Origin of the sequence: Rhodococcus sp. FH8, from assembly GCF_019266085.1 — a bacterium.
GTDB classification, from domain to species: Bacteria; Actinomycetota; Actinomycetes; order Mycobacteriales; family Mycobacteriaceae; genus Rhodococcus_F; species Rhodococcus_F qingshengii.
Map to the genome: position 1 here is coordinate 1 of NZ_LPNQ01000081.1, position 22,098 is coordinate 22,098.

At 61.3% G+C, this 22,098-nt stretch carries 20 protein-coding genes, 1 tRNA gene and 1 rRNA gene; 21 read left to right on the forward strand and 1 reads right to left on the reverse strand.

The genetic code is table 11. The annotated features are described in order from the left end of the window. The first annotated feature begins 227 nt into the window (after positions 1-227). The 19 genes from rrf to ATN38_RS29980 all read left to right on the forward strand — a co-directional run bounded on the left by rrf (position 228) and on the right by ATN38_RS29980 (position 18,435). Positions 228-344: ribosomal RNA gene (gene rrf, locus ATN38_RS29890) — 5S ribosomal RNA — on the forward strand. Between the two features lie 61 nt (positions 345-405). Continuing rightward, positions 406-1,347, forward strand: coding sequence for a hypothetical protein (locus tag ATN38_RS29895; protein ID WP_073513327.1), 942 nt, complete (start codon positions 406-408; stop codon positions 1,345-1,347). Further along, a complete protein-coding gene (locus ATN38_RS29900) occupies positions 1,344-2,327 on the forward strand; it encodes an HAD-IIA family hydrolase (RefSeq protein WP_192712365.1) in 984 nt (327 codons plus the stop codon). The genes ATN38_RS29895 and ATN38_RS29900 overlap by 4 nt, the downstream gene beginning before the upstream one ends. Before the next feature lie 76 nt (positions 2,328-2,403). Beyond that, positions 2,404-2,646, forward strand: a complete 243-nt coding sequence (locus ATN38_RS29905; RefSeq protein ID WP_003946140.1) for a hypothetical protein — start codon at positions 2,404-2,406, stop codon at positions 2,644-2,646. Position 2,647: 1 nt separating this feature from the next. Then, positions 2,648-3,487, forward strand: a complete 840-nt coding sequence (locus ATN38_RS29910; RefSeq protein ID WP_003946142.1) for a TlyA family RNA methyltransferase — start codon at positions 2,648-2,650, stop codon at positions 3,485-3,487. Next, entirely contained in the window at positions 3,484-4,431 is a 948-nt protein-coding gene (locus tag ATN38_RS29915; protein ID WP_003946132.1) for an NAD kinase, read from the forward strand. The genes ATN38_RS29910 and ATN38_RS29915 overlap by 4 nt, the downstream gene beginning before the upstream one ends. A gap of 2 nt (positions 4,432-4,433) precedes the next feature. Beyond that, the gene (gene recN / locus ATN38_RS29920; protein ID WP_003946143.1) at positions 4,434-6,212 is read left to right on the forward strand and encodes a DNA repair protein RecN; all 1,779 of its coding nucleotides are present in this window, start codon (positions 4,434-4,436) and stop codon (positions 6,210-6,212) included. An 86-nt stretch (positions 6,213-6,298) separates the two neighbouring features. Further along, entirely contained in the window at positions 6,299-7,483 is a 1,185-nt protein-coding gene (gene steA / locus ATN38_RS29925; protein ID WP_007731902.1) for a putative cytokinetic ring protein SteA, read from the forward strand. Beyond that, positions 7,480-8,433: a copper transporter gene (locus ATN38_RS29930; RefSeq protein ID WP_007731900.1), complete on the forward strand. Its 954-nt coding sequence runs from the start codon at positions 7,480-7,482 to the stop codon at positions 8,431-8,433. Before steA ends, ATN38_RS29930 begins: the two co-directional genes overlap by 4 nt. 156 nt (positions 8,434-8,589) lie before the next feature. After that, a complete protein-coding gene (locus tag ATN38_RS29935) occupies positions 8,590-10,350 on the forward strand; it encodes a CTP synthase (protein ID WP_003946139.1) in 1,761 nt (586 codons plus the stop codon). A 6-nt stretch (positions 10,351-10,356) separates the two neighbouring features. Beyond that, positions 10,357-10,989 (forward strand): NUDIX hydrolase, encoded by a 633-nt coding sequence (locus tag ATN38_RS29940; protein ID WP_019748589.1) that lies wholly within the window; start codon positions 10,357-10,359, stop codon positions 10,987-10,989. A 1-nt stretch (position 10,990) separates the two neighbouring features. Next, positions 10,991-11,914 carry a site-specific tyrosine recombinase XerD gene (xerD, locus tag ATN38_RS29945; protein WP_050656157.1) on the forward strand — a complete coding sequence of 308 codons (924 nt, stop codon included), beginning with the start codon at positions 10,991-10,993 and terminating at the stop codon, positions 11,912-11,914. A 143-nt stretch (positions 11,915-12,057) separates the two neighbouring features. Then, complete coding sequence (locus ATN38_RS29950; RefSeq protein ID WP_003946138.1) at positions 12,058-13,071, forward strand: ParA family protein; 1,014 nt, start codon at positions 12,058-12,060, stop codon at positions 13,069-13,071. A gap of 50 nt (positions 13,072-13,121) precedes the next feature. Then, on the forward strand, positions 13,122-13,943 hold the full coding sequence (locus ATN38_RS29955; RefSeq protein ID WP_046379919.1) for a ScpA family protein: 822 nt from the start codon (positions 13,122-13,124) through the stop codon (positions 13,941-13,943). A 41-nt stretch (positions 13,944-13,984) separates the two neighbouring features. Next, positions 13,985-14,668, forward strand: a complete 684-nt coding sequence (gene scpB, locus ATN38_RS29960; protein ID WP_050794096.1) for an SMC-Scp complex subunit ScpB — start codon at positions 13,985-13,987, stop codon at positions 14,666-14,668. A 77-nt stretch (positions 14,669-14,745) separates the two neighbouring features. Then, complete coding sequence (locus tag ATN38_RS29965; protein WP_075833298.1) at positions 14,746-16,143, forward strand: pseudouridine synthase; 1,398 nt, start codon at positions 14,746-14,748, stop codon at positions 16,141-16,143. Between the two features lie 11 nt (positions 16,144-16,154). Continuing rightward, complete coding sequence (cmk, locus tag ATN38_RS29970; RefSeq protein WP_175280110.1) at positions 16,155-16,835, forward strand: (d)CMP kinase; 681 nt, start codon at positions 16,155-16,157, stop codon at positions 16,833-16,835. Beyond that, positions 16,832-18,259, forward strand: a complete 1,428-nt coding sequence (gene der, locus ATN38_RS29975) for a ribosome biogenesis GTPase Der (RefSeq protein WP_003946199.1) — start codon at positions 16,832-16,834, stop codon at positions 18,257-18,259. Before cmk ends, der begins: the two co-directional genes overlap by 4 nt. 102 nt (positions 18,260-18,361) lie before the next feature. Continuing rightward, positions 18,362-18,435, forward strand: a tRNA-Pro gene (locus tag ATN38_RS29980). Between the two features lie 61 nt (positions 18,436-18,496). On the opposite strand, the gene ATN38_RS29985 is transcribed toward ATN38_RS29980, so the two are convergent. Next, the gene (locus ATN38_RS29985; protein WP_218749258.1) at positions 18,497-18,658 is read right to left on the reverse strand and encodes a hypothetical protein; all 162 of its coding nucleotides are present in this window, start codon (positions 18,656-18,658) and stop codon (positions 18,497-18,499) included. 994 nt (positions 18,659-19,652) lie between these two features. On the opposite strand from ATN38_RS29985, the gene ATN38_RS29990 reads away from it, so the two are divergent. Beyond that, complete coding sequence (locus ATN38_RS29990) at positions 19,653-19,991, forward strand: hypothetical protein (protein WP_042446217.1); 339 nt, start codon at positions 19,653-19,655, stop codon at positions 19,989-19,991. A gap of 16 nt (positions 19,992-20,007) precedes the next feature. Beyond that, positions 20,008-22,080 carry a DUF3883 domain-containing protein gene (locus ATN38_RS33250; RefSeq protein WP_218749260.1) on the forward strand — a complete coding sequence of 691 codons (2,073 nt, stop codon included), beginning with the start codon at positions 20,008-20,010 and terminating at the stop codon, positions 22,078-22,080. Positions 22,081-22,098: the final 18 nt, after the last annotated feature.

A 22,098-nucleotide genomic window follows, 5' to 3' on the forward strand; every position in this document is an offset into this window, starting at 1 on the left:
GATAGGCCAGAACTGGAAGTGCAGTAATGCATGCAGGTGACTGGTACTAATAGGCCGAGGACTTACCACAAAGAAGCTACGCGTCCACTGTGCGGTATCTGAAACAACACACAGATACTGATGAGAACATGATTTCTCCGTCATCCATCCACCCCGTAACGGGTTCGGGTTGATGCACGGTGAAACCAGGTGATCAGAAGAAGGTTACTGTGACAGTTTCATAGAGTTACGGCGGTCATAGCGAAGGGGAAACGCCCGGTCCCATTCCGAACCCGGAAGCTAAGCCCTTCAGCGCCGATGGTACTGCACTCGACAGGGTGTGGGAGAGTAGGACACCGCCGAACACCCGTTAACCGAAAGGGGACCCAACATATTGGGTCCCCTTTCGTGCGTTGTATGAGAGGAATGACTGTGTCGGAGAATGGCGACGAGCGTCGGTCCTTCCGTGGGGGAGGAGCGCCTCGATCAGGTGGCCCCCGTCGTGACAACGACGGGCGTGGATCACGCGGCGCTGCAGGCGGAGACCGCCGCGGTGGTGCCGGAGACAACAACCGTGGCGGTGCTGGAAACAGTAACCGCGGCGGCGGATTCAACGGCGGACAGCGTCGCGGCGGCGAGGGTGGGTTCACCCCTCGTGGACGCGACGGCGACCGCAACCGTCAGCAAGCACGACCTGACGAACCGGATTTGCCCGACAACGTAGAGCCCACCGAGTTGGACCCGGCCGTTCGTCGGGATCTGCTCAGCCTCGACAAGGACAACGCCAACACAGTTGCGCGTCACCTCGTCATGGCGGGCAAGCTCGTCGACGAAGATCCGGAACTCGCACTGCTCCACGCTCGCGCTGCGCGTCAGCGCGCCGGCCGAATTGCGGTCGTTCGTGAAGCTGCCGGAATCACCGCGTACCACGCCGGTGAATGGGCTGAAGCTCTCTCCGAGCTTCGTGCTGCCCGTCGAATGGCTGGTGGACCGGGTCTGATCGCTGTCATGGCCGACTGCGAACGCGGTTTGGGTCGACCAGAACGCGCGATCGAGCTCGGCCGTAGCGACGAGGCTGCCCTGCTTTCGGGCGACGAGGCGTCTGAGTTGAGGATCGTCGTCGCAGGCGCCCGCATGGATCTCGGTCAGTTCGATCAGGCAGTTGTCACACTGCAGACCAAGGATCTGGACGCAGCGCGTACCGGTGAAGCTGCGGCTCGGCTGTTCTACGCCTACGCCGATGCCCTCGTTGCAGCTGGTCGTGTCGAAGACGGACTGAAGTGGTTCCTCAACGCTGCAGCTGCTGACCTCGAGGGTGACACGGATGCTGAAGAACGGGTGGCCGAGTTGACCGGAGAAGATCAGTGACCGTGCTTCGTACTCAGTACGACGTACTTTTGCTCGATCTCGACGGCACGCTGTACGCCGGAGCTCATGCGATTCCCGGCACCCAGGCAGCTCTCGGTCAGGGCACGCAGGCCTTGTACTACGTGACCAACAATGCGAGTCGCTCACCTTCGGCAGTGTCGGCGCATCTGACCGAACTCGGTTTCGATTCCGAAGACGATCGTGTCGTCACCAGTTCTCAGACGGCGGTGCGTCTGTTGGCGGAGCGTCTCGAACCCGGTGCCGCTGTGCTCGTCGTCGGTACCGACGCATTGGCCGACGAGGTGACGCGCGTCGGGTTGCTTCCGGTGCGCGAATTCGCGGATTCTCCGGTTGCTGTCGTTCAAGGACATTCGACGGAGACCAACTGGTCGATCCTTGCCGAGGCGTGCTTGGCGATCCGGGCCGGTGCGCTGTGGGTAGCGGCAAACCTGGACACAACGCTGCCGTCGGAGCGGGGTTTGGTGCTGGGCAACGGCTCGATGGTGGCAGCTCTACGCGCTGCGACCAAGCGGGAACCGTTGGTGGCAGGTAAGCCTGCTGCACCGCTGATGGAGGACGCGCTCGCTCGCAGTGGGTGCTCACGTCCGCTGGTGGTCGGTGATCGTTTGGACACCGATATCGAAGGCGCACACGCTGTTTCGATCGACTCGTTGTTGGTTCTCACCGGTGTGAGCACGCCGGGCGACGTACTACGGGCTCCGATTGAGCAGCGCCCCACCTACATTGCAGCAACTCTGGATTCGCTCAATCAGCCGGCCGTCGAATCGCTGGTCGGTGCGGACTCCAAGTGGTCTGTTTCAGTGAACGGGTCGGCGCTGGTTGTCGACGGCCCGGTTGTCGGGGACGAGATGTCGCTTCTACGTGCGGTTGCGCCTGTCGCATGGGCTAATCCGTCGTTCCGGACCCTGGAAGCGTCGGATGCCGGCGTGGCGGATCTGTTTGCATCCTGGCTCGTCTGATCTCTCGCAAATGTGTTCGACTCGCGGGGGTGTGGGTGTATGCGTAACCGAGAGTCATGCACTAACGTTGTGCCCGATGAGCACGCCGACACCGCACCCCGGAAACACGAGTAACGGATCTCCGTTGCCCGGGCCACGCCCTTCCGTCGATCCGGAACGCATACGTTCTGACGTCGACGGTTTGCTGGCGCGCCTCGGCGGCATCGAACAGGATCCGAACGATCAGCACGGAGCAGGTGTGATTCCGCAGAAGGCACATATTTTGGAACAGGCACACGAGGTGCTCGTCCAGGCACTCGCCTCTGTGGACAGGGCTTGACGTGGCACGTAGAGCACGGGTGGACGCCGAACTTGTCCGTCGCGGACTCGCACGGTCACGAGATCATGCGCAAGAACTGATTTCCGCCGGGCGAGTTCTCATCTCGGGAGCCGTTGCGACCAAGCCTGCGACGGCGATCGAAGCCGGTACTCCGCTTCGGGTCGTCGAGGTGGAGCAGGAAGTTTCGTGGGCGTCGCGAGGTGCTCACAAACTGATCGGCGCACTCGACGCCTTCGGTGCCGAAGGATTGACGGTCGAAGGTCGCCGTTGCCTCGACGCCGGCGCATCCACCGGTGGGTTCACCGATGTTCTGCTGACGCGTGGTGCGAAAGAAGTTGTCGCAGTCGACGTCGGTTACGGACAACTGGTGTGGCGGCTGCAGTCCGACGACCGGGTGCACGTCATCGACCGAACCAATGTTCGTGCGATTGATGCGGAGACTATCGGCGGAACCGTCGATCTGGTTGTGGCGGATCTGTCGTTCATATCTCTCAAGCTCGTACTCGGTGCGTTTGTCGCCTGTACTGCTGACGGCGCGGACCTGGTTCCGATGGTGAAGCCTCAGTTCGAGGTGGGCAAGGACCGCGTCGGTGCTGGTGGCGTCGTACGAGATCCGGAATTGCGAATCTCGGCTGTGCTCGACGTGTCGGAGGCTGCTGCAAAGGTAGGTCTGCGGACGTTAGGTGTTGTGGCCAGCCCATTGCCCGGTCCGTCGGGAAATGTCGAGTATTTCCTGTGGCTTCGAAAGACAGGTTCGCCCGGTGATCACGAGCCGGACACCGAGGGAATTCCTTCGGTGGAGGACATGATTCGCAAGGCTGTAGAGGAAGGGCCCCAGTGAACGCGGTCACGAACGGCGAGTCGCGCGAGATCCTTCTTGTCGCACACCCTGGTCGACGTGACATCACGGAAACCGCCAAGCGAGTCGGGAAGATTTTCGAACGGGCGGGAATCGGGCTGCGAGTCCTCGTCGACGAAGCAGACAGCTCGCGCATCGAAGCAATGACGGAACCCGCGGGCTTCTCTGCGCCGGGTCTCGACGTCACGGTTGTTCATCCCGGCCCTGATGCTGCCGTCGGATGCGAGTTAGTTCTGGTTCTCGGTGGTGACGGCACATTTCTGCGCGCCGCCGAACTCGCTCAAGAAGCGTCCATTCCGGTACTGGGCATCAACCTCGGACGGATCGGATTTCTGGCAGAGACCGAGGCCGAGCATCTCGACGAGGCTCTCGCACAGGTAGTTCGCAAGGAATATCGCGTCGAGTCCCGTATGACACTCGACGTCGTGATTCGGGTGGACGACGAGATCATCGACCGCGGGTGGGCGCTCAACGAGGCCAGTATCGAGAACCGTTCGCGTCTGGGAGTTCTCGAAGTTGTCCTCGAAGTCGACGGCAGACCGGTGTCTGCGTTCGGTTGCGACGGTGTTCTCGTGTCAACTCCCACAGGCTCGACCGCTTACGCATTTTCCGCAGGCGGCCCCGTCGTGTGGCCCGAACTCGAAGCGTTGCTCGTCGTACCCAGCAACGCGCACGCGCTGTTCGCGCGACCGTTGGTCACCAGCCCGAATTCGATAATCGCGGTGGAGACCGTCGCAGGCAGCCACGACGGCCTGGTCTTCTGCGACGGGCGTCGTACCTTGGAACTGCCTGCCGGCGCTCGCGTCGAGATCGTTCGCGGCGCCACTCCCGTCAAGTGGGTCCGGTTGGACTCTGCGCCTTTCGCTGATCGGATGGTTCGCAAGTTCGAGCTTCCGGTTACCGGATGGCGAGGAAGGAAGCCCTAATCGTGCTCGCAGAGATCCGTATCGACAGTCTTGGTGTGATCTCCGAGGCCAGCGCCCAGTTCCACGAGGGCCTGACTGTCCTGACCGGTGAAACCGGCGCAGGTAAAACGATGGTCGTCACCAGCTTGCACCTCCTCAGCGGAGCGCGAGCCGATGCCGGTCGGGTGCGGTTGGGCGCGTCGCGAGCCGTCGTCGAAGGACGATTCATCGCCGACGACGTCTCACCGGCCACCGAGCGTGAGATCGTCCGAATCCTGGAATCGTCCGGCGCCGAGCGCGACGAGGACGGGACCATCATCGCCGTCCGGACAGTCGGCAGCGACGGCCGCTCACGGGCTCATCTCGGCGGACGAAGCGTGCCGGCGGGAGTTCTCTCCGAATTCACGGACCCACTTCTGACTGTCCACGGGCAGAACGATCAGCTGCGATTGCTTCGTCCCGACCAGCAACGCAATGCGCTGGACCGCTTCGGGGACAAGGCAATCGGAACGCTGCTGACGAGGTACCGCAAACACCGTCGTGAATGGCTCGATGCTCGTTCGGAGTTGATCGAACGCACGTCGAAGGCTCGTGAACTGGCGCAAGAAGCAGATCAGTTGACCTTCGCGCTGAACGAAATCGACGGCGTGGCACCCGAGCCAGGCGAGGACACGGCGATCGTTGCCGAAGTTCGTCGACTCAGTGAACTCGATTCGCTCCGCTCGGCTGCGGAAGAGGCGCACGCTGCGCTCGCCGGTAGTGACGACATGGCCAGCGGCGACGTCGGGGTAATGCCGGCGCTAGACCTGATGTCCGAAGCGCGGGCGCGTATCGAGTCGGTCACAGACGCCGATCTGGACGGCCTCGGTTCCCGGTTGGCCGACGCTATTGCCGTCGTCACCGATGTTGCCGGTGACCTGAACACCTATCTGTCCGGGCTGCCCGCAGACCCGGGTGCTCTGGACTCGCTGCTGTCGCGGCAATCGGAACTGAAGACTCTGACTCGCAAGTACGCCGCCGATGTCGACGGTGTTCTCGAATGGGCAGATACCGCTCGCGCTCGTCTGTCCAAACTCGACGTGTCCTCGGATGCGTTGTCGCTGTTGGCCAAGCAGGTCGAGGAGACGGCTGGCCTCACCGCGGAAGCCGCCACAAAGCTGAGCGCCGCGCGAGTCAAGGCAGCGGCAAAGCTCGCCAAAGCCGTCAGCGCGGAACTCGCCGGTCTGGCGATGGGACGTGCGGGTCTCGAGGTGACCGTCCGTTCTCAGCCTGCCGGCCCGCAGGACTCGGCGCCGCTCAGCGTCGGGGGAGTAGACCTTCATGCCGGGTCTGCCGGCGTCGACGAGGTGGAATTCCGTCTGTCTGCGCACAGCGGGGCACCGTCACTTCCGATCAGCAAGAGCGCTTCCGGTGGCGAGCTGTCACGCGTCATGCTGGCGCTCGAGGTTGTTCTCGCTGGTAGCGACACCGGCGCGACGATGGTTTTCGACGAAGTGGACGCGGGGGTCGGTGGTCGCGCTGCTGTCGAGATCGGCCGCCGATTGGCGAAACTTGCTCGTACGCATCAGGTTATCGTCGTCACCCACCTTCCGCAGGTTGCTGCGTTTGCCGACACCCACCTCGTGGTGGACAAGGTCGACGACAAAGGCGGAGTGGTGAGCAGTGGCGTGCGGACTTTGTCGGATTCGGATCGGGTGGTCGAATTGGCCCGTATGTTGGCAGGGCTGGACGACACCGAGACCGGTCGTGCGCACGCCGAAGAACTGCTCGAGATCGCGAATGCGGCCCGCGTCACAGATTGAAGGTTCTGTGGTGTTGGTGTGACTGATGTGGTAGTTGTCGGCGCGCCTCCACCGGTCAACGCGGTTTCAGGTTCATCATCGAAGCCATGAAGATGCCCGGATTGCTCTCACGTAACACCGAATCCTTGCCTGGGATCAGTGGCATCGCCAGGGCCGATCGGAACACGGCGAAGCTTCTACGCCGCGTCGGTCCTGGAGACATCGTGATCCTCGACGAAGTCGACATCGATCGCCGGACCGCCGATGCTCTGGTGAAAGCCGGAGTCATGGCCGTGGTCAACGCGTCGCCGTCGATTTCGGGGCGGTACCCCAACCTCGGACCGGAAGTGATCGTCGCCAACGACATCGTTCTGATCGATGCCGTAGACGGTGACGTCTTCAAGAACGTCAAGGACGGCAGCAAGATCCGCCTGCACGAGGGCGAGATCTTCAACGGCGAGAAGAGCCTCGTCAAGGGCGAAGAGCAGACCGAGGCCGAGATCTCCGATCGGATGATCGAGGCCAAGACCGGCCTGGTCGATCACCTGGAAGCGTTCTCGGGTAACACCATCGAGTTCATCCGCACCGAAAGTCCTTTGCTGATCGACGGAATCGGTGTTCCGGACATCGACATCGACTTGAAGGATCGCCACGTCGTGGTCGTCTCCGACGGACCCGAACACGAGGCCGATCTGAAGAACCTCAAACCCTTCATCAAGGAGTATTCGCCGATCCTGATCGGTGTCGGCGCAGGTGCGGACGTGTTGAGCAAGGCCGGATACCGCCCCGATCTGATCGTGGGCGACCCGGAAGAGATCACCAGTTCCACCCTCAAGTCCGGCGCGGAAGTTGTACTGCCCGCAGACCAGGACGGTCATGCGGCGGGGCTTTCCCGAATCCAGGATCTCGGTATCGGGGCGATGACGTTCCCGGCGACCTGCTCACCGACCGACCTTGCGTTGCTGCTCGCCGATCACCACGGAGCTTCACTGATCGTGACGGTCGGCAACGTGGTGTCCTTGGACGAGTTCTTCGACCGTGGGCGTCGTGAAAGCAATCCGTCGGCGTTCATGACACGTCTCAAGGTGGGACCGAAACTGGTCGACGCCAAGGCTGTGGCAACGCTGTATCGAAGTCGAGTGTCCGGCGGCGCGATCGCGCTCCTGGTGCTCGCCGCCCTGGTGGCAGTGATCGTCGCCCTGGTCGTGTCCAATGCCGGTAGTGAAGTTCTCGACTGGGCAATCGCAACGTGGAACAGCTTCGCGCTGTGGGTTCAGGGGCTCTTCAAGTGATTTCGATGCGTCAACATGCAATTTCCATAGCGGCAATCTTCCTGGCACTCGCGATCGGCGTGGTGCTCGGTTCCGGAATGCTGTCCAGTGGATTGCTTTCGGGTCTGCGCGACGACAAGGCGGACCTGCAGAACGAGATCGAAGACCTCAATCAACAGTCCAATCAGCTTCAGCAGCAACTCAATTCCGCGGACGGCTTCGATGCCGCTGTCGGCGGTCGCGTCGTCCGCGACAGTCTCGCTGGTCGCACCGTCGTCGTCATCACGGCACCGGACGCCGATCCCGGTGATCTCGACGGTGTCAACCGACTCGTCACTGCCGCCGGCGGTGCCGTGACCGGACGCGTCTCGCTCACCGATTCGTTTGTCGACGCCACGGGCGGTGACCGCTTGCGGACCGTCGTCACCAATGTCATCCCTGCGGGCATCACACTCAAGACCGGTGCGGTCGACCAGGGCAGTCTCGCGGGTGATCTGCTCGGTTCGGTTCTGCTTCTCAACGGGCAGAACAGCGAGCCGCAGAGCACTCCGGACGAGATGAATCTCGCGCTCGACTCGCTGCGTAGCGCCGGATTCATCAGCTACGACGACGGAGCGGTCAAGCCGGCTCAACTCGCCGTGGTTCTCACCGGCGACAACAAGAGTGAATCCGACGCAGCCACCGGTAACCGCGGCGCCGTCATCGCCCGGTTTGCCGGTGCTCTCGACGGACGCGGCGCCGGAACGATTCTCGCGGGCCGGCCTGGCTCGGCCGAGGGCAGTGGTCCGGTTGCCGTCGCTCGTGCGGACGCGGCGCTCTCAGCGGGCTTGACGACCATCGACAACATCGATCGGGAGTCGGGCAAGATCACCACGCCGTTGGCGCTGCAGGAACAGTTGAACGGCGGCGCCGGCCGCTACGGCACGGGACCGGGAGCGGCGGCGGTCACCGTCGGCGCACCCACCAACTGAACACCCCGGTATTGATACGCCGGTCACATCGGGGGCGGAAAGTCGGCGCGTTGTAGGCACCGACCCCCGATAGGTGTTACCGTGAAATCCCGTGGGTCGGCAGGCCCCAGCATGCTTCATCAGACCAAGCCCTGCACAGTCGTCACGGGAGCCCCTTTGCCACAGTCACGCACTAACACGCGTACCGCCACCAAGCACATCTTCGTCAGCGGAGGTGTAGCTTCCTCGCTCGGCAAAGGTTTGACCGCCTCGAGCCTGGGACAGTTGTTGACCGCGCGGGGAATGCGCGTGACCATGCAGAAGCTCGATCCCTATCTCAATGTGGATCCGGGCACCATGAACCCCTTCCAGCACGGCGAGGTCTTCGTCACCGAAGACGGTGCCGAGACCGACCTCGATGTCGGGCACTACGAGCGGTTCCTCGACCGTGACCTATCCGGTCAGGCGAACGTCACCACCGGCCAGGTGTACTCGACGGTCATCGCCAAGGAACGCCGCGGCGAGTACCTCGGTGACACCGTTCAGGTCATCCCGCACATCACCGACGAGATCAAGCGTCGCATCCTCGAGATGAGCGGTCCGGATCTGCAGGGACACCGCCCGGATGTCGTGATCACCGAAATCGGTGGAACCGTCGGCGACATCGAATCGCAGCCCTTCCTCGAAGCCGCTCGCCAGGTCCGCCACGACGTCGGCCGCGACAACGTCTTCTTCCTGCACGTCTCCCTCGTGCCGTACCTCGGCCCCTCCGGAGAACTCAAGACCAAGCCCACGCAGCACTCGGTTGCGTCGTTGCGCAGCATCGGCATTCAGCCCGACGCGCTGATCCTTCGTTGCGATCGTGACGTTCCGCAGGGCCTCAAGAACAAGATCGCCCTGATGTGCGACGTGGACGTCGACGCCTGCATCTCGACGCCCGACGCTCCCTCGATCTACGACATCCCGAAGGTTCTGCACCGTGAGGGCCTCGACGCCTACGTCGTTCGCCAGCTCGGTCTCCCGTTCCGCGACGTCGACTGGACCGTGTGGGGCAACCTCCTCGATCGTGTTCACCAGCCGCGTGAGACCGTGCGGGTCGCGTTGGTCGGCAAGTATGTCGACCTGCCCGACGCATACCTATCCGTCACCGAGGCACTGCGCGCCGGTGGATTCGCGAACCGGTCCAAGGTCGAGATCTCCTGGGTCCCGTCGGACGCCTGTGAGACCGAAGCCGGAGCGCAGGCCGCTCTCGGTGACGTCGACGGTGTTCTGATCCCCGGCGGCTTCGGCATCCGCGGCATCGAAGGCAAGCTCGGCGCGATCCGTTTCGCACGTTCGCGCAAGCTGCCGCTGCTGGGTCTGTGCCTGGGTCTGCAGTGCGTCGTCATCGAAGCAGCTCGTAGCGTCGGCCTCGACGATGCCAACTCGGCCGAGTTCGAGCCGGACACCAAGCACCCGGTCATCTCCACGATGGCCGATCAGGAAGACGTCATCGCTGGTGACGCCGACCTCGGTGGCACCATGCGTCTGGGTGCCTACCCGGCCGTGCTGACCAAGGGTTCCGTCGTCGCTCAGGCCTACGGAACCGAGGACGTCTCCGAGCGTCACCGTCACCGCTACGAGGTCAACAACACCTACCGCGACCGGATTGCCAAGTCCGGCTTGCAGTTCAGCGGAACTTCACCGGACGGCCACCTGGTCGAGTTCGTCGAGTACCCGCGTGAGCAGCATCCGTTCTTCGTTGCCACCCAGGCACACCCGGAGCTCAAGAGCCGCCCGACACGCCCGCATCCGCTGTTCGCCGCCTTCGTCGAAGCAGCGTTGACGTACAAGCTCGAAGAGCGCCTGCCCGTCGACGTCCACGGTGACGAGAAGATCGACACCGCCGCCACCGAGACGGCGCTCGACGCTGCAGTCGAGAACGTGGAAAAGGTCTAGCCACACATGAGCGATCCCGGTCGGCACGAATTCGACACCCTCGGCTCCAAGACGGTCTACACCGGCGCGATCATCGCGTTGCGCGTCGACACCGTTGCGATGCCTGGTGGTCAGCGTGCCGATCGGGAAGTCGTCGAACACCACGGCGCCGTTGCCGTCGTGGCACTGGACGAGCACGACAACCTGGTGCTGATTCACCAGTACCGTCACCCGCTCGGGCACCGGTTGTGGGAAATCCCTGCCGGTCTGCTCGACGCTGCGGGGGAGAGCCCGGTCGAGGCGGCAGCGCGCGAGCTGGGCGAAGAAACCGGACTCGGCGCCGATCGGTGGTCGGTGCTGGTCGATGTCGCTCTCTCACCCGGGTTCACGGACGAGGCGGTTCGCGTCTTCCTCGCCGAGGGGTTGCACGAGGTGGAGCGCGACGATCCCGAACACGAAGAAGCCGATCTCGAGATTTCGCGGGTTCCGCTCGCCGACGCCGTCGACATGGCGCTACGCGGCGACATCGTCAATGCCACAGCGGTATCAGGCATTCTCGCGATCGCCACCGCACGCGCGACGGGAAAGCCGCTACGCCCCGCCGACGCACCGTGGCCCGATCGTCCTCGCGCATTCGGAGAACGCAAGTCGCGAGCCTGAAGTGCTTGCCCGACAGGTGGACTCGTATCTCGACCATCTAGCGGTCGAGCGAGGATCTGCGCGCAATACGCTACTTTCCTATCGCCGCGACCTGAATCGGTACGCGGAGTACCTGCACGGACGCGGCATCGACGACGTCGCGGGCGTGACGGAGAACGACGTCACCGAATTCGTGACACATCTGCGCCTGGGTGACAAAGATGCCGGCGTCGTACCATTGGCGGCCAGTTCGGCAGCACGCACCCTGATCGCGGTCCGCGGATTCCACAAGTTCTCCGCCGCCGAGGGCCTGGTCGGTGTCGATGTGGCTCGAACGGTCAAGCCGCCGACGCCCGGACGCAAGTTGCCGAAGGCTCTGCCGCTCGACGACGTGATCGCCCTACTCGACGCTTCGGGTGGCGGTGCGGCCGGCGACGGGCCCCGCGACCTGAGGGATCGCGCTCTCCTCGAGCTTCTGTACTCGACCGGAGCACGCATCACCGAGGCGATCGATCTGGACGTCGACGACATCGACACCGAAACCCGTTCCGTGCTGCTCAAGGGCAAGGGCGGCAAGCAGCGGATCGTCCCCGTCGGCAGGCCGGCGATCGCCGCCGTCGACGCGTATCTCGTCCGCGGGCGCCCCAGCCTGGCGACGCGCGGTGTTCCTGCCCTCTTTCTCAACGCGCGCGGTGGACGCCTCTCGCGTCAAAGCGCGTGGCAGATACTTCAGGATGCGGCGGCGTCGGCTGGAATCAAGGCGGACGTCTCACCCCACACGCTCAGGCACTCGTTTGCCACACACCTGCTGGACGGCGGCGCGGACGTACGTGTCGTGCAGGAACTCCTTGGCCACGCTTCGGTAACCACGACGCAGATCTACACACTGGTCACCGTCACCGCGTTGCGCGAAGTGTGGGCTCAGGCACACCCGCGTGCCCGTTAGGGGTTGGTTGGCTCATGCGTGTCTGCGAGACCATTCGGTGATGTAAGCGGTAGCGTTCAAGGAGCGCGAGCGGCCTCCACCGCAGTTTCGGGGGTTTGCCGGCGCCGAGAGCAACCGCCGAAAGAGTAGGGGAGCATCGGACCGTGTCGACATCGCAGCCACCAGCGGCGGAGTCCGCGCCGCCGCATGTCAATGCCCAACTCTTCGAGCGCGTGAACGAATCAGCACCAGCTGTACCCTCCGAACCAGAGGCGATGTTCGAAATAGATACGACGCCAGTAGCCTCTCCACCTGCGGAAACCCTCACCGTTTCCGCGGAAGAACTCGGCCCGACAGGTCGACCGGTCCGCGAGGTACCCCAACCGACACCGTTGGCGCACCACGGACCCGCGATGATCATCGCGATGTGCAACCAGAAGGGCGGCGTCGGCAAGACGACGTCGACCATCAACCTGGGTGCGTCGTTGGCCGAATACGGTCGCCGAGTGCTCCTGGTGGATCTCGATCCCCAAGGCGCGTTGTCTGCTGGACTGGGCGTCCAGCATCACGACCTGGAACTGACCGTCCATAACCTTCTGGTCGAACCGCGTGTGTCCATCGACGATGTGTTGATGCGAACTCGGGTCGACGGCCTCGACCTGCTGCCCAGCAACATCGACCTTTCGGCCGCCGAGATCCAATTGGTCACCGAGGTCGGACGTGAGCAGACCTTGGGACGCGTGTTGCACCCTGTTCTCGATCGGTACGACTACGTGCTCATCGACTGCCAGCCGTCGCTTGGCCTGCTCACGGTGAATGCACTGGCCTGCGCCGATTCGGTCATCATTCCGATGGAATGCGAGTACTTCAGCCTGCGCGGCCTGGCACTCCTCAACGACACCGTCGAAAAGGTGCACGATCGTCTCAATCCCAAGCTCGAGTTGGCCGGTATCGTCGTCACGATGTTCGACGCCCGGACTCTGCACGCTCGTGAGGTGATGGCGCGAGTCGTCGAGGTGTTCGGCGACGTCGTCTACGACACGGTGATCAACCGCACCGTGCGATTCCCCGAAACCAGCGTCGCCGGTGAGCCGATCACGACGTGGGCGCCGAAATCGGCTGGGGCCGAGGCATATCGAGCATTGGCCCGCGAGGTCATTCACCGGTCTGGTCGTTAGTGGAACTGATTGCATCGCAAGAAGATTCGGTCGAAGTCGAGCCGGATTCGATCGACCCGAACGTGCCGACCGACGCTCAGACCGCAGCCAAGGCTGCCGGTTTCCGAGTCACTCTCCGGAACTTCGAAGGCCCGTTCGATCTGCTGTTGAACCTGATCAATCAACGACAGCTCGATGTCACCGAAGTCGCCCTGCACACCGTCACTGACGATTTCATCGCATACACCAAGGAACTTGGCAGTGCGATGGGCCTCGATCAGACAACAGAGTTTCTGGTCGTCGCAGCTACGCTTCTGGACCTGAAAGCGGCCAGGCTGTTGCCCGCCGGGCAGGTCGAGGACGCGGAGGATCTGGCGCTTCTCGAAGCCCGCGACCTTCTCTTCGCGCGACTGCTGCAGTACCGGGCGTACAAACAAGTTGCGGCGCTGTTCGGTGAGTTGGAGGAAGCAGCGCTGCGGCGCTATCCGCGCTCGGTTGCCGTCGAGGATCAGTTCACCGAACTCCTGCCCGAGGTGTTGTTGGGCGTCGACCCTCAGCGTTTTGCGGAGATCGCGGCGACTGTGTTCACACCACGTCCGGTGCCGACGGTGGGCCTCGATCACCTCCATGTGTCCAATATCTCGATACCCGAGCAGGCCGAGCGAATTCTCGAGTTGCTGCGCGAGCGAGGCATAGGGGAGTGGACCCCCTTCGGGGACCTCGTTGCCGAGTGTGAGATCACCGTCGAGATAGTCGCAAGATTTCTCGCGTTGCTCGAGTTGTATCGCCGGCAGGTCATTGTGTTCGAGCAACCCGAAGCACTCGGACCGCTGATGGTGAGTTGGACCGGAGACGACCCGGCCGCGCCGGTCACAGAGGAGGACTACGGATGAACGCCGAGCCGACGGAACCAGAGTCTTCGCAGCTAGACGAGATGATCGAGCCTACCGAACACGCCTCGGAGTCCGAAGTTTCCGCCCCCGATTTCGAACTCGACGACGACCAACTCGACGCCGTGCTGGAGTCGCTTCTGCTTGTCGTGGATTCGCCGGCCGAAGTGAACCAGCTCGCATCTGTCACCGGAACCGCACCGGAACGAGTCGAAGAACGCCTGACGTCGATGTCGGCCGCATTGACCGCTCGCGGCAGCGGAATGGACCTGCGCTACGCGGGCGACGGATGGCGTCTGTATACGCGACAAGAGTTTGCCCCGTACGTGGAAAAGCTGCTATTGGACGGCGCACGCACCAAATTGACCAGGGCGGCATTGGAAACTTTGGCCGTAGTCGCATACCGTCAACCGTTGACTCGTGCGCGGATCAGTGCGGTACGAGGCGTCAACGTGGACGGGGTGGTACGCACCCTCCTTGCCCGCGGACTGATCGCGGAAGCCGGGCCTGACCCGGACACCAACGCGACACGGTACTCCACGACCGAACTGTTCCTCGAACGGCTCGGCCTGGCCTCGCTGAGCGAGCTCCCGGAGTTGGCCCCGCTCTTGCCTGATGTCGATCTCATCGACGACATCAGCGAAAGCCTGGAATCCGATCCGCGATTTGCGAGAATGAACAAGGCAGACGTGCCCGCTGACGTAGTGGACACCGAAGTCGACGACTGACCGGAATCCCGGCGCTCGTCAGCACCGAGAAAGACCCGACCACGCTCGGGAAACAGTAGAAAACTGACAGGAAAAAAGTGAACAATCCCGCTCGCCGAGATGGCACACCGGACCGTAACAACTCCCGCGACAACCGCGGCGCACGCAGCGATGCCCCCCGTGGTGGTCGCAGCGACGCCCCCCGCGGCGCACGTAGCGAAGCGCCCCGTGGTGGACGCAGCAACACTTCCCGCAGTACCTCCGGATACGACCGCAACGCCGGATCCGACCGTCCCCGCACGGACGACCGTCGCGGTGGATTCAATGATGACCGTCGCCCGCCGCGCAGCGACGACCGTCGCCCCGCACGTACGGACGACCGTCGTGGTGGCTACAACGACGATCGGCGCGGCCCGCGCACGGACGATCGCCGCGGACCCCGCAGCGATGACCGCCGTACCCCCCACGTCGACGCCCGTCGCGCACCGCGTGGCGGCGCTGACCGTCGTAGTGACGATCAGCGCGGCGCACGCCCCGACGCTCCTCGTGGCGGCGCATGGTCGAACGCACCTCGTGGATCCAAGTTCGACGGACCTCCGCGCAAGCGCCCGGCAGCTCCCACACCGCCGGCGACCAACAAGCGTGGCAAGCCGAAGACCGAGAAGCCGCAGCGTGTCGTCTCTCAGAACCCGTTGGTCTCCAACGCCAAGCCGGCGCGTCACCAGCATGCCGAGATCACCAAGCACGACGGCCCGCCGAAGGGCGACGGCGTCCGCTTGCAGAAGGTGCTGGCTCAGGCCGGCGTCGCATCACGCCGTGCAGCTGAAGAGCTGATCGACCAGGGTCGCGTCGAGGTCGACGGCCGCATCGTGGTCGAACAGGGTCTGCGTGTCGACCCCGAGAACGCAGTGGTTCGTGTCGACGGCGTCCGCGTCGTCGTGCAGAAGGACCTCGTCTACCTCGCGATGAACAAGCCGCGTGGCTGGCAGTGCACCATGTCCGACGATCTCGGTCGTCCGTGCGTCGGCGACATCGTCTCCGAGCGCGTTCAGTCGGGTCAGCGACTCTTCCACGTCGGCCGCCTCGACGCCGACACCGAAGGCTTGCTCCTCTTCACCAACGACGGCGATCTGGCTCACCGCCTGATGCACCCGTCGTTCGAGGTTCCGAAGACGTACCTCGCCACGGTTCACGGCGTTGTCGAGCGCAGCACCGGCAAGCAGTTGCGCGACGGTGTCACCCTCGACGACGGTCCGGCCAAGGTGGACGCGTTCACCGTGCTCGAGATCAACGAGGGCAAGACGCTCGTCAAGCTGGTTCTGCACGAGGGTCGTAAGCACATCGTGCGTCGCCTCCTCGATGCCGTCGGTCACCCCGTTGTCCGTCTGGTTCGCACCAACGTCGGAGTTGTCGCCCTCGGCGATCAGCGTCCGGGAACGCAGCGCGTCCTCGGACGTAGCGAGGTCGGTGGACTGTACGAGGCGGTCGGCCTGTGACCGATTCGTCCATGCCGCTGGTAGTCGCTATGGACGGACCGTCCGGAACCGGCAAGTCCAGCGTCTCTCGCGCGTTGGCGCAGCGTTTGGGTGCTCGCTACCTCGACACCGGAGCCATTTACCGGATCGCGACCCTGCACGTGCTTCGTCAGGGAATCGATCTGGCTGATTCCGCCGCGATCACCGCTGCCGTTGCGGCATTGCCGTGGTCCATCGGTACCGATCCAAGCAGTGAGCAGGTGCATCTCGACGGCGCGGACGTCGGTGAGGAGATCCGCGGCGACGCGGTCACCAAGGCTGTCTCCGCGGTCTCGGCTGTGCCCGAGGTTCGCGACCTGCTGGTCGCCACTCAGCGTGAGCTGGCGGCGGGTGCGGAGCGGATCGTCGTGGAAGGTCGCGACATCGGAACCGTCGTACTCCCCGATGCAGACGTCAAGATCTTCTTGACCGCATCGGCGGAAACCCGTGCGGCACGGCGCAATACGCAGAACATCGGCCAAGGCCGTGAAGACAATTACGAAGCGGTGCTGGCTGATGTGCAGCGCCGTGACCATCTCGATTCGACTCGGGCAGTGTCGCCGTTGCGCCCTGCCGACGACTCCATTCTGGTGGATACGAGCGAATTGGGAATTGAAGATGTGATCGCCAAGTTGCTGTTGGTGGTCAGCGACAGAACTGGAGCAGTGCAGTGAGCGACGATCTGGTAACCGAATATGCCGGTGACGGAACTTGGTCCGAGGAATCGGAGTGGGATTACGCCGATCTCGAAGCGGACGGCGAAGGCGAAGCGCACATTGCCGTCCCGACCTTGGCTGTTGTCGGTCGACCGAACGTCGGCAAGTCGACGCTCGTCAACCGCATCATCGGCCGTCGTGAAGCGGTAGTCGAGGACATCCCCGGCGTTACCCGTGACCGTGTCTCGTACGAGGCGAACTGGGCCGGACGACGCTTCCTCGTCCAGGACACCGGCGGATGGGAGCCCGACGCAAAGGGTCTTCAGCAGGCCGTTGCCCGGCAGGCCGAGTTGGCCATGGGAACGGCTGATGCCATTCTCCTGGTCGTCGACGCTGTTGTCGGCGCTACGGCGACGGACGAAGCTGTGGCTCGCGTGCTTCGCCGCTCGAAGACTCCGGTCATCCTCGTTGCCAACAAGGTAGACGACGGACGCACCGAGTCCGAGGTTGCAGCGCTGTGGTCGTTGGGCCTCGGTCAGCCGTACTCCGTGAGTGCGACCCACGGCCGCGGCACCGGCGACCTGCTCGACGAGGTTCTCGAGAAGCTGCCGGAAACCCCGCGTGAAGGTATCCCCGGCGGCGGTCCGCGTCGTGTTGCTCTCGTCGGAAAGCCGAATGTCGGAAAGTCCAGCTTGCTCAACAAGCTGTCCGGTGACGAGCGGTCCGTCGTGCACAATGTTGCCGGCACCACCGTCGACCCCGTCGACTCCATCGTCGAACTCGGCGGGCGCCCTTGGCGTTTCGTCGACACGGCTGGTCTGCGCAAGCGTGTCAGCCATGCCAGCGGTGCCGAGTTCTATGCGTCGCTGCGTACGAAGAGCGCGATCGAGGCCGCTGAGGTCGCGATCCTGCTCATCGACGCACACGAGCCGATCACCGAGCAGGACCTGCGTGTTCTGAGCATGGTGGCCGACACGGGACGTGCATTGGTGATCGCATTCAACAAGTGGGACCTCGTGGACGAGGACCGTCGACTCATGCTGGACAAGGAAGTGGACCGCGATCTGGTCCGCGTTCCGTGGGCTCAGCGAGTCAACATCTCCGCCCACACCGGTCGCGCCGTGGCGAAGCTCGTGCCGGCTCTCGACACGGCTCTGGAGTCCTGGGACAAGCGCATCCCCACGGGTCGCCTGAACACCTGGCTCAAGGAAGTTGTGGCAGCAACGCCGCCTCCGATGCGTGGTGGTCGCCTTCCTCGCATCATGTTCGCGACGCAGGCAAGCACGCGCCCGCCTACATTCGTTCTCTTCACCACGGGCTTCCTCGAGGCCGGCTACCGCCGCTTCATCGAGCGGCGTCTGCGTGAAGAGTTCAACTTCGACGGCAGCCCGATCCGCGTATCCGTCCGAGTGCGCGAGAAGCGTGACCGTAAGGGCCGCTGATTCTGCGTCCAATTCGGTACTGAAACGGCTCTGACCAGCCGATTGGTACTTCGGCCCGTCCCTGATGTAATCTTTCCAAGCGCCCGAAACAAGGGCGTGGGACGGGCTGTGGCGCAGCTTGGTAGCGCACTTGACTGGGGGTCAAGTGGTCGCAGGTTCAAATCCTGTCAGCCCGACCGAAGTTAGATCAAAAAGGCAGTTTCTCAGAAATGAGAAACTGCCTTTTTGTTTGTGCCTTCAATGGTTCGGCAACGGATCATGCGGGAAGTCCTGCGGTGACGTGATCTCCGCGTCGGCAGCGTTCACGACTGCAACATATTCTTCGTCGATCTCGTACGTTATGCCCGCCGAAGTGAAGTGCGGCGTGGACGCAGTATCGACCGGGCCGAGGACGGTCATTCTCGGAAACTGGGTGAGGATCGACCTCGGCACTTTTCTGGACCGAAAGCTCGTCGAGAAGACGGTGATCGCCTTTCGGCTCACTACGACAATCACACTCGGTTTCGCGCTCATCAGAACGTCCGCTGGAAATACGTACCGGATCTCGTCATCTGGATCCAAGTAAGACCGAAGGCGCTCGCGAACATCCGCAGAAACCGGCATGGGCGGAAGGTTAGCAGCACGAGCACAAGAGCTTGCAAAGTTCGTGGTGTCGACCGGCCGATAAACCGAGTATTTCTGCGGCGCTTATCCACCGTCTGGCGATTTTGCTCGTATTTCCCGTCGATGGAGCGGGCGCTGGTCCTTACTAGTGTCAAGGCGACGTTGATCTTGCTGTCTGGTCATCAGACGCTGGCGATACGGCGGTGGTCGAGTCGATGGTCGGCTCCAGTCCGGTGCTCGGAGCGGAAGTCCTCGCTGTCACTGGTGGTGATCTCACTGCGTTCGGAACCCAGATCGGTTGTCGCGCATCGCGGGTCTGGACCGCAACGACATCGAGATTGTCCGGAATGGCGAGTTCTGTCTCATCTATTGCGAGCCGATCCCCGCCGATGGCCTGACGTTCAGCAATCTCATCGGCTGGTGGCGTGCACGGCAGGGCTTTCCGGGCAGCTCAATCGGGGGGATGCCCCCGCGCTCACGCGCGAGGACGCCCGCGGCAGGTGGTCGGCGAGGAATATATCGGCTTGAGCATTTGCGGGTATCGGGGGGATTCCGAAACTTCGACCACTAGCTCCCGTGGACACGGATCCCCTCCGGCCGGCCATGAAAAGACAAACTTAAAATGGATGAGCCAGAGTACAACGTAACCTGCTCGCGTATCAAAACGCGCGTTACACAAAAATTGACGACACGAGTTGCTACAGTGGATGTCACTGGCAAAACCCAATCTCGGTAGGGGTCTCGGCATCTGCTGAGATCCCTTACCTGTGTCGGAAAGCGGAAGAACCCTATGCGTGAGATCAAGATGGACATCACAGACCGAATCGAAAGAATGGAAGCAATAGAGGATCGTCTTGGAATTTCGCTAGAGTCTTTCTATGCAACGTTTCGTAACGACGAAGATGGCGGACGGATAACCGTAAATTTCGACGTTCTCTCTCCTAATGGGACACTTGATCAAGATTTAATGATCACGATATCTGTATACAACGAGAAGCGTCAATTGATAGGAACTGATCAAGCGTGGATAAGTGCAGACGATTTCATGGGAATTCAATCTTGCAGTGAAGTGATGTATGACATTGACACGCAGCCTTCACTTATACGAGTAATTCCAAAGAAATCTTAACGGATTAGGAGGATCGGTGGATATTTTCAAGCAAGTTCAAGATGAACTGTTGACCGAGGCACTTAACTCTCCTCATATGCTTGCCGACCTGGCGGGCTTGGAACGGTATATCGCCGAGTCATATTCAAGTCGAGCATTTATTGAACTCCTACAGAACTCGGATGACGCGGGAGCTGACCGTGTCAAGTTCGTCAGAGGCGACGGCTGGGTTATCTGCGCAAACTCTGGTCGCGAATTCAACCTCAGTGATTTCAGGAGCCTTTGCAGAAGTGCGTCTTCCAATAAGGAGAGAGGTCGAGGTATTGGATACCGTGGAATCGGATTCAAATCTGTAGTAGGAATTGCCAATGAAGTACATCTCATCAGTGAATCACTAAGAGTGACGTTCTCTCGACACCTGACTGATCAACTAGTTGGTGGAGTAAATACCGCGGTTCCACTTATTAGAATACCCCATCTGCTAAACCTCGAAGAGGTTTCGGGGCCTATGGTGGAGGCTAACCTCCTCTTGTCTCAGGGATATACGACTCTATTTATATTAGAAGGAATTAATCAGACTCAAATTGATAATGAGTTCGATCGGTTTAACTCGGATCATCTCATATTTCTCAACAATGTCCGTATCGTTGTCTCGAACAATCGGAAAGAAAAAGTATTTACATGCGACAGGAGTCACCTGTCGAGCCATGCGAGTATAGTCTCCACGTCCTCGCCCACTGGGGATGAGAAATGGAAAATCGAATCCCGAGACGGAGTATCCATCGCGTTCTCGATGGAGGGAGATAACCTTATTCCGTTAACCCCTACAGGGTCCATCGTCCACGCTTTCCTTCCTACGCTTGAACAGGCTGGAATAGGCGTCAGGATCAATGGAGATTTTAGCACCGACCCTTCACGTACTAGAGTTGTTCTGGACGACCAGACTGAAGCTAAGTTGAACGCAGTATCCTCGCTAGTATGTGACAAAATAATCGAATCCTCTCGTTTGGAGACGACTGGAGCTGCAAGCATTATCGCTTGCTTGAAGCCAAATGTGGACGAAGTTTCTTTGCGATTTCAGAACAAAAGTTTCCGTTCTGAACTTATTTCCAAAATATCCGATGGATTGCAACATCTGCGCGACACCCTAGCCTTCGCCCCTACCTGGCTAAATGCCCAGGATGCGCGTGCTCTCTCAGGTTTGGCTAAGAGGGTCGTGATTCCTTCCCTCCATGTAGAAGATTCTCCGGTTTCTGATATCGCCCGATTTGCTGGAGTAAAGTCGGTTTCAGCTCAATCCGTACTGAAGGCGGCAGAATCCGGTGCAGTGAATGCGAAGGGATGTGCGGAATTGATAGCATTCATTACAAAGACGCCCATCCCGGTGGACGTCACATTTGCAGACTTTATTACATCCCCAGTTTGGGAAGTTGACGGGGTGCTGTCAAGTCTTGAATCTGCAGTTCGAGACAATCGGGAAGTTTCTCCGGAATTTGTGAAGAAAATTCTCGATAGTGGAGTTGATGCAATCCAACTAAAGGGCAAAATAAAGAAGCACCTTCCCGATGGCCTGAAAGTTGTGAAACTCGACGAATCTCAGGAATCGGAAGAATTTGACATCACTTCGGACCTATCTGCGGTGTTTGGATTTGAGGAGACTGACCCGTTCCTTCCGTCGGTAGGTTCACCTTCTAATGTAATTGAAAGATCTATTAATCCAATTCTTACGAATACGTCGTTTTGGCGATCAGCAGAACTATCTGTATTGAACTTACTGAACGATCTGGGGTTTGAAGCCGAAGATCATAGTCGTCAAAATGTCGGATACGATCTCCTGGCCGTTCGCGGGTCGGTTCGTTACTTCGTTGAAGTTAAGTCGATTTCCCATGCGGGTCAAGCATTTTCCTTAACCCCCAACGAAGACTCATATGCTAGAGACTCGGGTGACAAATACATTCTTGCGTTGGTGCTAAGGGCTAAATCTGTGACTCATATCCAGTTTATTTCCAATCCGCGAGATAAGTTGCAATTCGTAAAGCAGTGCAGGCAATGGGCATGGGAGTGTGTCGAGTACAGGTTCGATGCCCAGTACAGAATTTCGGAAAACTAGAATAGTTATAACTTCATG

Coding starts and splice junctions, on each gene's coding strand:
- ATN38_RS29895 (WP_073513327.1), top strand. CDS start 406: ATGACTGTGTCGGAGAATGGCGACGAGCGTCGGTCCTTCCGTGGGGGA.
- ATN38_RS29905 (WP_003946140.1), top strand. CDS start 2,404: ATGAGCACGCCGACACCGCACCCCGGAAACACGAGTAACGGATCTCCG.
- steA (WP_007731902.1), top strand. CDS start 6,299: ATGAAGATGCCCGGATTGCTCTCACGTAACACCGAATCCTTGCCTGGG.
- ATN38_RS29940 (WP_019748589.1), top strand. CDS start 10,357: ATGAGCGATCCCGGTCGGCACGAATTCGACACCCTCGGCTCCAAGACG.
- scpB (WP_050794096.1), top strand. CDS start 13,985: ATGATCGAGCCTACCGAACACGCCTCGGAGTCCGAAGTTTCCGCCCCC.
- cmk (WP_175280110.1), top strand. CDS start 16,155: ATGCCGCTGGTAGTCGCTATGGACGGACCGTCCGGAACCGGCAAGTCC.
- ATN38_RS29985 (WP_218749258.1), bottom strand. CDS start 18,658: ATGACCGTCCTCGGCCCGGTCGATACTGCGTCCACGCCGCACTTCACT.
- ATN38_RS29990 (WP_042446217.1), top strand. CDS start 19,653: ATGCGTGAGATCAAGATGGACATCACAGACCGAATCGAAAGAATGGAA.